Below are 12659 nucleotides of genomic sequence, written 5' to 3'. Positions count from 1 at the left end.
ATGTCATCCTGACCGGTGACTGCAGAAAAGCCTTCTGCAGCGCATTAGCCCGTTTTGCAAATAAAAGAAACCTGACCCGGAGATGCTTCCAGGCCAGAAAAGAGTTTTGCAATTTGATACGTATTTTACCCCAGAGTTCCCTGCGGGTCATCGTTTACTTTGACCCGTCCGGCAACGTAGTATTGACGCCCTCACCTGCCAGTTACCGCGAGATTATGCGATTTTCACGACTTGTTACCGGATTAAGCTGCGCATTTATGCTGCAGGCGCACGCAGCGCCAGTTGATGAATACATGCAGTACCTGCCAGACGGCGCCAATCTGGCGTTGATGGTGCAGAAAGTGGGGGCTTCCACACCGATCATTGATTATCACGGCAAACAGATGGCCCTGCCCGCCAGCACGATGAAAGTGGTCACGGCGCTGGCGGCGCTGCTGGAACTGGGTGGCGACTACCGTTTTCAGACCACGTTTGAGACCCGTGGTGCGATTATTGATGGCACTCTGAATGGCGATTTAGTGGCGCGCTTTGGCGGCGATCCCACCCTGAGCCGTCAGGATCTGCGCAATATGGTGGCAGCACTTAAAAAGCAGGGCATCAACCATATCAAAGGCAATCTGGTTGTTGATACCTCGGTCTTTGCCAGTCACGACATGGCACCAGGCTGGCCGTGGAATGATATGACCCAGTGCTTCAGCGCCCCACCGGGCGCAGCTATCGTGGATAAAAACTGCTTTTCGGTGTCGCTCTACAGCGCGAATACCCCGGGCGAAAATGCCTTTGTGCGCATCGCCTCCTATTATCCGGCCCACATGTACAGCCAGGTGCGCACTATCGGGCGCAACAGTGGTGAAGGGCAATATTGTGAGCTGGATGTGGTACCAGGCGAACTGAACCGCTACACCCTGACCGGCTGTATGCGCCAGCGTGCCGAACCACTGCCGCTGGCCTTTGCCGTGCAGGATGGCGCCGCCTGGGCGGGCGAGATACTCAAAGCAGAACTGCGCTCGTCTGAGATCGACTACAGCGGCCATCTGGTCCGCCAGACCCAGGTGACCGAACCGGGCACCGTACTGGCCTCGACGCAGTCTGCGCCGCTGCATGCGCTGCTGCATACCATGCTGAAGAAGTCAGACAACATGATTGCCGATACCGTGTTTCGCACTATCGGCCATCACTACTTCAACGTGCCAGGTACGTTCCGCGCCGGGCAGGATGCCGTTCGTCGCATCCTGAAAACCAAAGCCAATATCGACATGGGCAACAGCATTCAGGTGGATGGATCCGGTCTGTCGCGCCACGATCTGATTTCGCCGCAGACGATGATGCAGGTTTTGCAGTTTATTGCGAAGAATGACAATACGCTGGATTACATTTCGATGCTGCCGCTGGCGGGCTATAACGGCACGCTGCAGTACCGTGGCGGACTGCACGAGGCGGGACTGGATGGCAAAGTCTCGGCAAAAACCGGTTCGCTGCAGGGCGTCTATAACCTGGCAGGCTTTATCACGACCTCCAGTGGTGCCCGGGTCGCCTTTGTCCAGTTCCTCTCCGGCTATGCGGTTCCACCGGAAGATCAACGGACCCGTCGCATTCCGCTGGTACGATTCGAGAGCCGGCTCTATCGCGATATCAATCAGAACAACTGATGGCGCTGACCTACGCAGCGGGCGAGTGCCCTGCTGCGTTTTAAGCGCGCTCCTGTAGCAGCGCACGCCGGTCAGCCGGAAACCTGTTCTCTGCGCGCTGATGAGCGGCCCCGGAAACAACGAAGCCCCCTTTCAGGCTGAAAGGGGGCTTCGGATATCACGTTATCACCGCGGTCAGATTAACGCTGATAGATAATTTCAACGCCTTCGTCGTCTTCATCATCCCAGTCGTCATCCCACTCTTCGTCTTCAGCTTCCACCGCGTTTTCAAGGGTCTCCTTGTGGTAATCATCCCACATGAATTCCACTTTCTCCGGCTGCTTCTCTTCAAGCTCCGCTTCTTTCGGGTTAGCGTTGATAAAGCTCATCACGTCCCAGCAGAGTTCGTTGACACCGGTGCGGCTTGCGGCAGAGATCAGGTAATACTTATCTTCCCAGCCCAGCGCTTCAGCCACCGCTTTCGCCCGTGCCTGCGCCTCTTCTTCACCGATCAGGTCTACTTTATTGAAGACCAGCCAGCGTGGTTTGTTGAACAACTTCTCGCTGTACTTTTCCAGCTCACCAAGAATGATGCGGGCATTTTCAACCGGATCGCTCTCATCGACAGGATCGATATCGATCAGGTGCAGTAACACGCGGCAGCGTTCCAGATGTTTCAGGAAGCGAATGCCCAGGCCAGCGCCCTCTGCAGCGCCTTCGATCAGGCCGGGGATATCGGCCACGACAAAGCTCTGCTCGCTGTCCATACGCACCACGCCGAGGCTTGGCACCAGCGTCGTAAAGGGATAGTCCGCCACTTTGGGTTTGGCGGCCGAAACGGCACGGATAAAGGTCGATTTACCGGCATTCGGCAGACCCAGCATACCGACATCCGCCAGCAGCATCAGCTCCAGCTGCAGATCGCGCTTCTCACCCGGCGTACCCATCGTTTTCTGACGCGGGCTGCGGTTTACTGACGATTTAAAACGGGTGTTGCCCAGGCCATGCCAGCCGCCTTTGCCGACCATCAGTTTCTGGCCGTGGCGGGTCATGTCGCCCAGTGTTTCGCCGGTTCCCTGATCGATAACACGGGTGCCGACCGGCACTTTAACTTCGATATCTTTACCGCGTTTGCCGGTACAGTCACGGCTCTGGCCGTTCTGCCCACGCTCGGCGCGGAAAGATTTTTCGAAACGATAATCGATAAGGGTATTGAGGTTTTCGTCGGCGACCAGATAAACGTCACCGCCGTCACCACCATCACCCCCGTCAGGGCCGCCTTTCGGGATATATTTCTCGCGGCGGAAGCTGACGCAACCATTACCGCCATCGCCGGCGACGACCAGAATTGTCGCTTCATCAACAAACTTCATTTTAACTCTCCGTCACACAATCGCCTGCAGCACTCTGCAGACGGGTCCGCCAGGGTCTTCTGCGCTGACCAGCGGCGGATAAATCAGAACTGGCTTTCGCCACTGCGTACACAAAGTGTACAGCAATCTTTTGTGATGCGTTGCGTAACCGCAACAGAGCGCAGAATGTAAAAAGCCCCGCAGGAGCTGCGGGGCCTTCAATTCGTGCGTTCAGACGTTAAACGTCTGCGTCACGACAACCTTACTCAGCAACGATGCTGATGTATTTACGGTTGTTCGGACCTTTAACTTCGAATTTTACTTTACCGTCGATGGTAGCAAACAGAGTGTGGTCGCGACCACAGCCTACGTTGTTACCTGCGTGGAATTTGGTGCCACGCTGACGAACGATGATGCTACCTGCCAGGACAGATTCACCACCGAAACGCTTCACACCCAGACGTTTTGCATTGGAGTCACGACCATTTCGAGTCGAACCACCAGCCTTTTTATGTGCCATTTGTCAGATCTCCTCTTAAGCCGTGATGCCAGTGATTTTCACATCAGTGAACCACTGGCGATGGCCAGCCTGCTTACGGTAGTGCTTACGACGACGAAACTTAACGATCTTAATTTTCTCGCCACGACCGTGAGCAACAACTTCTGCCTTGATCATACCGCCTGAAACCAGTGGCGCGCCGATTTTCACGTCTTCGCCATTAGCAATCATCAGAACCTGGTCGAACTCGATGGTTTCACCGGTTGCGATGTCCAGCTTTTCCAGGCGAACGGTCTGACCTTCGCTTACTCGGTGTTGTTTACCACCACTTTGGAAAACCGCGTACATATAAAACTCCGCTTCTGCGCTTGCCTTTTTTAGTTCATCAGGCGGCGCGCTAAATATTCACAATAGGGCGCGAATTCTACGCAAAACTCCAGAAGAAGACAAGAGCACTTTGCACACTCTTGCAGAAAAAAAACACAGGGTAAATGCAACCGTTTCTCAGCCTCAAAATTCAAGTACAATCAGTAACAGATTACCTGAACGCTGGCTGGGTAAACCACTTACCATGGCAGAGATAACGAGTCATAGCTGAAAAGACGAATGAACTTAGAACAGATTAATGAATTAACCGCACAGGATATGGCTGCCGTTAACCAGACCATCCTCGACCAGCTGAATTCAGATGTCTCGCTCATCAACCAGTTGGGCTACTACATCATCAGTGGTGGAGGCAAGCGTATCCGTCCCATGATTGCCGTGCTATCTGCACGCGCCATGGGCTACAAGGGCGATCTGCACGTAACCAATGCGGCGCTGATCGAATTTATCCACACCGCCACGCTGCTGCATGACGATGTCGTGGATGAATCCGATATGCGTCGTGGCAAAGCGACCGCGAACGCGGCGTTTGGCAATGCGGCAAGCGTGCTGGTCGGTGACTTTATTTACACCCGCGCCTTCCAGATGATGACCAGCATGGGTTCGCTGCGTATCCTGGCGCTGATGTCAGAAGCGGTGAATGTGATCGCTGAGGGCGAAGTTCTGCAGCTAATGAACGTGAACGACCCCGATATCACCGAAGAGAGCTACATGCGCGTCATCTACAGCAAGACGGCGCGTCTGTTTGAAGCGGCCTCTCAGGCCTCTGCGATCCTGGCTGATGCCACTCCGGAAGAGGAGAAGGCGCTGCAGGATTATGGGCGCTATCTGGGTACGGCTTTCCAGTTAATCGACGATTTACTGGATTACAGCGCAGACGGTGAGACGCTCGGTAAAAACACCGGCGACGACCTGAGCGAAGGTAAACCGACGCTGCCTTTGCTGCACGCGATGCAGCACGGTACGCCTGAGCAGGCGAAGATGATTCGTGAGGCCATCGAACAGGGGAATGGTCGTCATCTGCTGGAGCCGGTACTGGAAGCGATGCATCAGTGCGGTTCGCTGGAGTGGACCCGCAGCCGCGCGGAACAGGAGGCGGATAAAGCGATTGCGGCGTTGCGCATCCTGCCTGAGTCGCCCTGGCGCAGTGCGCTGGAGTCGCTGGCGCACATGTCCGTTCAGCGCGACTTTTAATCCTCTACGGAGCCGCCCGGCTCCGTTTTTACATCCCTTCTCTCACTTTTTTCTGTCGCCCTTCTGCGGTTGCACGTCTTTTGCGTACGGTCATACAGACCGGACAACAGAGGCAAATATTACTGGAAACAACCGGAAACTATCTGCTATATAAATGTCATCTTTCCAGATAACAGGAAAAGGTTATCCTGCGCGTTGCGGGATAACGTCATAACAGGGAAAAGGAGAACAGGTTATGCAAAAAAGGAAGGAAGACTGGCATTCGGCAGACGTTATCGCGGCACTGCATAAGCGGGGAATGACGCTGGCGGCGCTGTCACGCTCAGCGGGTCTGAGTTCATCCACGCTGGCTAATGCGCTCACGCGCCCCTGGCCCAAGGGGGAATGGTTGATCGCCGACGCCCTCAACGTCCATCCCGGCGAGATCTGGCCCAGCCGCTATTACGATCCCGTGACCCACTGCCTGCTGGATCGCAAAAAGCGTATCCGGGCCCCTGTCGATCGTGCCGACAGCGCCTGAGATCGCAGGCGATCCTCAGACGAAAAAAAACCAGCCCGAAGGCTGGCTCTTGCGCGTTTCGGCGGAGTTACTCTTCGCTGACGCGCTCGATGTTCGCACCCATCGCTTTCAGTTTATCTTCGATGTGCTCATAGCCGCGATCGATATGATAAATGCGGTCAACAAACGTCGTGCCTTCTGCAATACAGCCCGCCAGGACCAGGCTGGCTGATGCACGCAGATCGGTCGCCATCACCTGCGCACCCGACAGCGTTTCAACGCCGTGGCAGATCGCCGTGTTGCTCTCGATCTCAGCATGTCCGCCCATACGAATCAGTTCCGGGATATGCATGAAACGGTTTTCGAAGATGGTTTCAGTGATGACACCTGTGCCTTCCGCCACCATGTTCAGCAGGGTGAACTGCGCCTGCATGTCGGTCGGGAAACCTGGATGCGGCGCAGTGCGCACGTTGACCGCTTTTGGCCGCTTACCGTGCATATCCAGACTGATCCAGTCTTCACCGGTTTCAATGTCGGCACCGGCATCACGCAGCTTAGCCAGCACTGCATCCAGCGTATCCGGCTGGGTCTTGTGACACACTACTTTGCCGCCTGAGATGGCCGCCGCAATCAGGAAGGTGCCGGTTTCGATACGATCGGGCAGTACGCGATAGACCCCGCCGCCCAGACGCTCTACCCCTTCGATGGTGATTTTGTCGCTGCCTGCGCCACTAATTTTCGCACCCAGGGTATTCAGGAAATTCGCCGTATCAACAATTTCCGGCTCGCGTGCCGCATTCTCAATCACGGTCGTGCCGGTCGCCAGTGTTGCCGCACTCATGATAGTGACGGTGGCGCCAACGCTGATCTTATCCATGACGATCAGCGCGCCCTTCAGGCGACCATTGACGGAAGCTTTAACGTAGCCCTCTTCCAGCTTGATCTCTGCACCCAGTTGTTCAAGACCGGTAATGTGCAGGTCAACCGGACGCGCGCCAATAGCACAGCCCCCCGGCAGGGAAACCTGACCCTGACCAAAACGTGCCACCAGCGGCCCCAGCGCCCAGATAGAGGCACGCATTGTTTTAACCAGATCGTACGGCGCACAGAAAACATCTACCGCGCTGGCGTCAACGTGCACAGAACCGTTGCGTTCCACCTTTGCACCCAGCTGGCTCAGCAGCTTCATGGTGGTATCGATGTCGCGCAGTTTTGGTACATTCTGAATCTCTACCGGCTCTTCGGCCAGCAGGGCAGCAAACAGAATAGGAAGCGCGGCGTTCTTCGCCCCGGAAATGGTTACTTCACCACTTAAGCGGGTGGGGCCTTGCACACGAAATTTGTCCATTAACACGGCTCTCAATTAACTAGCTAAAGATTAGACTCGCTCACCGCGAGTTCACCACGCCGGGGATCAGAAACCGTTAAGTTTACGGTCACGCGCCCATTCAGCGGGAGTATAGGTTTTGATAGAGACAGCATGCATGCGGTTATCTGCGATGAATTCCATCAGCGGCGCATAGACAGCCTGCTGCTTTTTCACGCGGCTCAGCTCGCCAAACAGTTCGCCAACGGCGATGACCTGAAAGTGGCTGCCGTCATTGCTCATCACATGCACTTCGTCTAAAGGCAGTGCTGCCATCAGCACGGCCTGAATTTCACTGTTTTCCATTGGTCTTAACTTCGCTTAATAATAATAAGGCTGACATAGTAGAGGAAAGCGGCTGACTCTTAAATACGCAAAAGCCCCTGTCAAAAACAGGGGCTTAGCATAACAGGCGGAAATCAGGCGCTTTTATCCGCAGAAACAATAATCTGTTGCAGATTGTAAAGCGTAATCAGCGACTGCAGTTTGTCGCTGATGCCCGTAAAGCTCGGGGTCATTCCCTGTGCACGCGCAATTTCCCGCAGGTGCACCAGCAGAGCCAGCCCGGAAGAGTCAACACGCTCCAGCGCCGCAACGTCAATGGTATCGACATCCCTGATTAACGTTTCACGCTGCTGCCAGAGGCTCATCAGCGTGTCGCGATCCAGTTCGCCTTTCAGCAATAGCGTGCTGGCTTGCCGCTCCCAGCGTAACGATTCGTGCATTATTGTTGTTTATCCAGCGTAATGTGCTGAGCGGCGGAGGATTTCAGCTGCGCCGTCAGACCATCGATACCTTTGGTGCGTAGCAGGTCGCTCCACTCATTCTGCTTGGTGGTGATCATGCTGACACCTTCGGCGATCATGTCATAAGCCTGCCAGTTGCCGCTCTGGCTGTTTTTACGCCACTGGAAGTCGAGACGAACCGGTGGACGGCCATTAGGATCGATGATGGAGACGCGGATGGCGACAATGTTAGCATCGCCCAGCGGCTGTTCAGGCTGCACCTGGTAGCTCTGACCGTTATAAAGAGCCAGGGCCTGGCCATAAGCCTGTGCCAGATAATCAGCAAAGGCGCTGAAGTAGGCTTCGCGCTGAGCCGGCGTCGAATCGCGATAGTAGCGACCCAGCACTAACGCGCCGGCATATTTGATCTGCACATAAGGCAGCAGTTCCTGACGCACAATCTCACGCAGATAGTCAGGATTCTGCTTAATCTTTGGCTGCTCGTTTTTCAGGCGGGTAAACGTCTTCTCCGCCGCCTGGTTCATCAGTTTGTAAGGATTGCTCTGGTCGGCGGCGGTTGCCGTCAGCGGCACGGCCACCACCAGCATGGCAATCATCAGTAAACGTTTAAACATGGTATACCCTCTTCTTTAAGGTTGGGTGGGTGCCGCAGGTGCAGCACTGCTGCCTTCCTGCGCATCCTTGTTATCGCTGTTTTGCTTGTTATCGCCGCTCTTATAAAGGAACTGGCCGATCAAATCTTCAAGCACCATGGCTGATTTCGTATCGCGCAGCGTATCGCCATCTTTCAGCATCGCCGAACCCAGCTCAGGATCGTCAAATCCTAAGTTGAGCGACAGGAACTGCTCACCCAGCAGGCCCTGAGTACGGATCGCCAGCGAGCTGGTGTCGGAAATTTTATTGGCATACTGATCGCTGATGTTCATCGTGACCCGTGGCAGCAGCGTTTTCGGCTCCAGTTCGATCTCTGTCACCCGGCCAATCACGACGCCACCAATTTTAACCGGCGAACTGACTTTCAGGCCGCCGATGTTGTCGAAGGTGGCGTAGAGTTTCCATGTCGGCTCGGTGCCCATCGACTTCAGATCGGCGACGCGCAGACAGAGAAACAATGCGGCGATCAACGCCATGATCATAAAAATGCCAACCCAGATTTCGCTTTTTTTGCTTTGCATTGCATCAATTCCCAAACATCAGTGCTGTCAGCACAAAATCCAATCCGAGCACCGCCAGTGAAGCATGTACTACGGTACGCGTCGTCGCGCGACTGATCCCTTCAGAAGTGGGAATCGCGTCATAGCCATTAAAGAGGGCAATCCAGGTCACCGTAACGGCAAATACGGCACTTTTGATAAGACAGTTCACCACATCAGCCCGGAAATCGACCGCGTTCTGCATGGCAGACCAGAAGAAGCCAGGATCGATCCCCTTCCAGCTCACGCCAACCAGCGCCCCACCGGCGATGCCGACTGCAGTAAAGATCAGTGCCAGCAGCGGCATGCTGATAAATCCCGCCCAGAAGCGTGGCGAAACGACGCGGCGCAACGGATCGACCGCCATCATCTCCATACTGGAGAGCTGCTCGGTCGCTTTCATCAGGCCGATTTCGGCCGTCAGCGCCGATCCTGCCCGTCCGGCAAACAGCAGCGCGGTCACCACCGGCCCCAGCTCGCGCAGCAGCGACAGCGCCACCAGCATACCCAGACTGGTTTCGGCCCCGTAAGTGGTCAGTACCAGATACCCCTGCAGTCCCAGCACCATGCCAATAAACAGGCCCGACACGACAATAATCAGTAATGACAATACACCCACGCTATAGAGCTGCTTAACCAGCAGCGGCGCATGTTTGCGAAATGCTGGTTTGCCGACCAGCGCGTGAAACAGCATTAAGCCTGCGCGTCCAAAACTGGCGCACGTTTCAATTCCCTGACGACCAAATGACGCCAGCGCCTTCAAGACCATCGGTTTAATTACTCCCTGAGCCGGTTAAATCTGCGAGATAGTCGCCGGCAGGAAAACGGAAAGGAACCGGACCATCCGCATCGCCATCGATAAACTGGCGAACACGCGGGTCGTTATTCTCTCGCAGTGCGGGGGTGGTGCCCTGTGCGATAATTTTTTGTCCGGCCACGATATAGGCGTAGTCCGCGATACTCAGTACTTCCGGTACGTCGTGCGAGACCACAATACAGGTCAGGCCCAGGGCATGGTTCAGTTCGTCAATAAGCTTAACCAGCACCCCCATGGTGATCGGATCCTGGCCGACGAAAGGCTCGTCAAACATGATCAGTTCGGGTTCAAGCGCGATAGCGCGCGCCAGAGCCACGCGACGCGCCATCCCGCCCGACAGCTCAGCCGGTTTCAGCTGCGCGGCGCCACGCAGGCCCACCGCCTCCAGCTTCATCAGCACGGTGCTGTGCAGCAGCGGCGCAGGCAGCTGCGTATGCTCCCGCAGTGGCCAGGCCACATTTTCATAGACCGTTAAGTCAGTGAACAGCGCGCCAGACTGGAACAGCATGCTCATTTTTTTACGCGCTTCGTACAATTTAGCGCGGGATAATGACGGAATGTTTTCGCCGCGAAACAGGATTTCACCCTGGGTCGGCTGAAGCTGCCCCCCAATCAAGCGTAGCAGAGTGGTTTTTCCTATCCCCGACGGTCCCATTATCGCCGTCACTTTGCCTTTTGGCACGGTCAGCGAAATGTCATCGAAGATTGTGCGATCTCCGCGCGAAAAACTCACGCCACGAACCTCAACCAGATTCGTTTGCTGCTGGATCATTGTCACCTCTTGTCAGGATCGGGCGTAAACATGGGGTACGATGGTAGCCTGTTCGGTCATGATTCACGATAGCTTTACAGAAACTTACCGCTAAGATTTGCCGAAAATGGTCATTAAATTTACTTTTGCCGTTCAGACGGTCAAAATCAGCGCCTGTCTCGCCAAACAGAACCGTAAACCGGTCGGGAAAGGCATAGCCGCCCGGGTTTTTATGCAAGGATTTTTCATGTTCGTAGCTTCTGCACTGCTGATTATCGGTTTGCTTTTACTGGCTTATGGTGCCGATCGTCTGGTGTTTAGCGCCTCTATATTGTGTCGATCATTTGGCATTCCGCCACTGATTATCGGCATGACCGTTGTCAGCATCGGCACCTCGCTGCCAGAGATGATCCTCTCCTTTTCTGCGGCGCAGCATGGCCAGATGGATCTGGCTGTGGGCACCGCCCTGGGCTCGAACATTACCAACATTCTACTGATTCTGGGTGCCGCTGCGCTAATACATCCGTTAACTGTTCACTCCAATCTGATTCGGCGTGAGCTCCCGTTGATGTTACTGGTCACCCTGCTCAGCGGTTTCATGCTGTTTGATAATCAGCTTAGCCGACTTGATGGCATTGGCCTGATTGCCATTGCCGCTATTTATCTGATGGTGGTGATTCGCATCGCGCGTAAGGCGGAACAGGACAACAATGACACCCTGACCCGCGAGCAGCTGGCTGAACTGCCGCGTGAAGAGAGTGGAAATACGGTGGCCTTTCTCTGGCTGGCTGTCGCGCTGATTATTCTGCCGATGTCGACACGGATGGTGATCGACAATGCCACCGCCTTTGCCGACTACTTTGGCGTCAGCGAACTGGTGATGGGTCTGACCCTGATCGCCGTTGGCACCAGCCTGCCCGAGCTGGCAACGGTGCTTGCCGGGGCACTGAAAGGCGAAGATGATATTGCGATCGGCAATCTCATCGGCGCCAACATTTATAATATTGCCATCGTGCTGGGACTTCCGGCACTGATTCATCCGGGCAGCGTCGATTATCATGCCTTTGCCCGTGATTACTGGGTCATGCTGGGCGTCAGCGCCCTGTTTGCCCTGCTCTGCCTGCTTCGTCGCCGACGTGTTGGCCGTACGGCGGGCCTGATTTTACTCTGTGGTTTCTTCGTCTGGGTGACGCTGCTGTGGTTACAGCCGGCATTCATGAACGGTTAACAAGGACAGACTCACTATGTCATATCAGCAACCAACTGCCTTTGATTTTCAGCAAGCGGGCAAGACCGTGCTCCGCATTGAGCGTGAAGGACTGGAACAGCTCGATCAATATATCAATGACGATTTCGCCCGCGCCTGCGCCCTGATCTACGGCTGCCAGGGTAAAGTGGTGGTGATGGGCATGGGGAAGTCTGGCCATATCGGTAAAAAAATGGCGGCGACCTTCGCCAGCACCGGCACGCCCGCCTTCTTTGTCCATCCTGCCGAAGCCAGCCACGGCGATCTGGGCATGGTGAGCAGAAATGATGTGGTGATCGCCATCTCCAACAGCGGAGAGTCGAACGAGATCCTCGCGCTGATCCCGGTCTTAAAGCGTCAGCACATCGCGCTGATCTGCATAACCGGACGTCCCGAAAGCGCCATGGGCCGCGTGGCGGATGTGCATCTTTGCGTGCACGTCCCCCAGGAAGCCTGTCCGCTGGGTCTGGCCCCGACCACCAGCACCACGGCGACCCTGGTGATGGGCGACGCGCTGGCCGTGTCGCTGCTGGAAGCGCGCGGATTCACGGCAGAAGATTTTGCCCTCTCCCACCCCGGCGGCGCGCTGGGCCGCAAGCTGCTGCTGCATGTGGCGGATATCATGCACAGCGGCGATGAACTGCCGCACGTCACCCGTGACGCCTCCCTGCGCGATGCGCTGCTGGAGATCACCCGCAAGAATCTGGGTCTGACGGTTATCGTCGACGACCTGATGAAAATTGAGGGGATCTTTACCGATGGTGACCTGCGCCGCATCTTTGACATGGGCATCGACTTTCAGCGCGCCACAATCGGCGAAGTGATGACGCCAGGCGGCATCCGCGTCCGGCCGAACATGCTGGCGGTTGAAGCCCTGAATCTGATGCAGACGAAAAACATCACTTCGATTCTGGTGGCCGATGACGACCATCTGCTCGGCGTGGTACATATGCATGACATGCTGCGCGCTGGCGTAGTCTGAAC

The 12659-nt window shown here is 55.5% G+C and carries 15 protein-coding genes; 5 read left to right on the top strand and 10 right to left on the bottom strand.

What is annotated here, in order from left to right; genetic code table 11:
* Window positions 1-215: 215 nt before the first annotated feature.
* Window positions 216-1649, top strand: coding sequence for a serine-type D-Ala-D-Ala carboxypeptidase (dacB, locus tag AB1748_RS03915; protein WP_111139607.1), 1434 nt, complete (start codon window positions 216-218; stop codon window positions 1647-1649).
* A gap of 179 nt (window positions 1650-1828) precedes the next feature.
* Here the strand turns inward: dacB and cgtA are convergent, their stop codons facing one another.
* The 3 genes from cgtA to rplU form a co-directional block, all read right to left on the bottom strand.
* Complete coding sequence (cgtA, locus tag AB1748_RS03910) at window positions 1829-3001, bottom strand: Obg family GTPase CgtA (protein WP_111139588.1); 1173 nt, start codon at window positions 2999-3001, stop codon at window positions 1829-1831.
* Window positions 3002-3242: 241 nt separating this feature from the next.
* The gene (gene rpmA, locus AB1748_RS03905; RefSeq protein ID WP_111139589.1) at window positions 3243-3500 is read right to left on the bottom strand and encodes a 50S ribosomal protein L27; all 258 of its coding nucleotides are present in this window, start codon (window positions 3498-3500) and stop codon (window positions 3243-3245) included.
* A gap of 15 nt (window positions 3501-3515) precedes the next feature.
* A complete protein-coding gene (rplU, locus tag AB1748_RS03900; RefSeq protein WP_008925416.1) occupies window positions 3516-3827 on the bottom strand; it encodes a 50S ribosomal protein L21 in 312 nt (103 codons plus the stop codon).
* Between the two features lie 258 nt (window positions 3828-4085).
* Here rplU and ispB point away from each other — a divergent pair, with 258 nt between their 5' ends.
* Together ispB and AB1748_RS03890 are read left to right on the top strand one after the other, a co-directional pair.
* Window positions 4086-5057, top strand: a complete 972-nt coding sequence (gene ispB, locus AB1748_RS03895) for an octaprenyl diphosphate synthase (RefSeq protein ID WP_293774202.1) — start codon at window positions 4086-4088, stop codon at window positions 5055-5057.
* A gap of 235 nt (window positions 5058-5292) precedes the next feature.
* Complete coding sequence (locus AB1748_RS03890) at window positions 5293-5577, top strand: helix-turn-helix domain-containing protein (protein WP_367396022.1); 285 nt, start codon at window positions 5293-5295, stop codon at window positions 5575-5577.
* Window positions 5578-5644: 67 nt separating this feature from the next.
* Here AB1748_RS03890 and murA read toward each other — a convergent pair whose 3' ends face one another.
* The 7 genes from murA to mlaF all read right to left on the bottom strand — a co-directional run bounded on the left by murA (window position 5645) and on the right by mlaF (window position 10450).
* Window positions 5645-6904 carry a UDP-N-acetylglucosamine 1-carboxyvinyltransferase gene (gene murA / locus AB1748_RS03885; protein ID WP_111139592.1) on the bottom strand — a complete coding sequence of 420 codons (1260 nt, stop codon included), beginning with the start codon at window positions 6902-6904 and terminating at the stop codon, window positions 5645-5647.
* A 66-nt stretch (window positions 6905-6970) separates the two neighbouring features.
* The gene (ibaG, locus tag AB1748_RS03880; RefSeq protein WP_003851098.1) at window positions 6971-7228 is read right to left on the bottom strand and encodes a BolA family iron metabolism protein IbaG; all 258 of its coding nucleotides are present in this window, start codon (window positions 7226-7228) and stop codon (window positions 6971-6973) included.
* A 113-nt stretch (window positions 7229-7341) separates the two neighbouring features.
* Window positions 7342-7647 (bottom strand): lipid asymmetry maintenance protein MlaB, encoded by a 306-nt coding sequence (mlaB, locus tag AB1748_RS03875; RefSeq protein ID WP_111139593.1) that lies wholly within the window; start codon window positions 7645-7647, stop codon window positions 7342-7344.
* Window positions 7647-8282 carry a phospholipid-binding protein MlaC gene (gene mlaC / locus AB1748_RS03870; protein ID WP_111139594.1) on the bottom strand — a complete coding sequence of 212 codons (636 nt, stop codon included), beginning with the start codon at window positions 8280-8282 and terminating at the stop codon, window positions 7647-7649. The genes mlaB and mlaC overlap by 1 nt, the downstream gene beginning before the upstream one ends.
* Window positions 8283-8297: 15 nt before the next feature.
* Window positions 8298-8843, bottom strand: a complete 546-nt coding sequence (gene mlaD / locus AB1748_RS03865) for an outer membrane lipid asymmetry maintenance protein MlaD (RefSeq protein WP_367396021.1) — start codon at window positions 8841-8843, stop codon at window positions 8298-8300.
* Window positions 8844-8847: 4 nt separating this feature from the next.
* Window positions 8848-9630, bottom strand: a complete 783-nt coding sequence (mlaE, locus tag AB1748_RS03860; protein WP_111139596.1) for a lipid asymmetry maintenance ABC transporter permease subunit MlaE — start codon at window positions 9628-9630, stop codon at window positions 8848-8850.
* A 4-nt stretch (window positions 9631-9634) separates the two neighbouring features.
* Window positions 9635-10450, bottom strand: a complete 816-nt coding sequence (gene mlaF / locus AB1748_RS03855; RefSeq protein ID WP_111139597.1) for a phospholipid ABC transporter ATP-binding protein MlaF — start codon at window positions 10448-10450, stop codon at window positions 9635-9637.
* Between the two features lie 226 nt (window positions 10451-10676).
* On the opposite strand from mlaF, the gene AB1748_RS03850 reads away from it, so the two are divergent.
* Window positions 10677-11657, top strand: coding sequence for a calcium/sodium antiporter (locus AB1748_RS03850; protein ID WP_293774208.1), 981 nt, complete (start codon window positions 10677-10679; stop codon window positions 11655-11657).
* Between the two features lie 16 nt (window positions 11658-11673).
* Window positions 11674-12657, top strand: coding sequence for an arabinose-5-phosphate isomerase KdsD (gene kdsD, locus AB1748_RS03845; RefSeq protein ID WP_111139598.1), 984 nt, complete (start codon window positions 11674-11676; stop codon window positions 12655-12657).
* Window positions 12658-12659: the final 2 nt, after the last annotated feature.

Origin of the sequence: Pantoea sp. Ep11b, assembly GCF_040783975.1 — a bacterium.
Classification (GTDB): Bacteria; Pseudomonadota; Gammaproteobacteria; order Enterobacterales; family Enterobacteriaceae; genus Pantoea.
The sequence above is the reverse complement of the archived record's forward strand: the minus strand, read 5'-3'. Positions and strand labels throughout refer to the sequence as shown.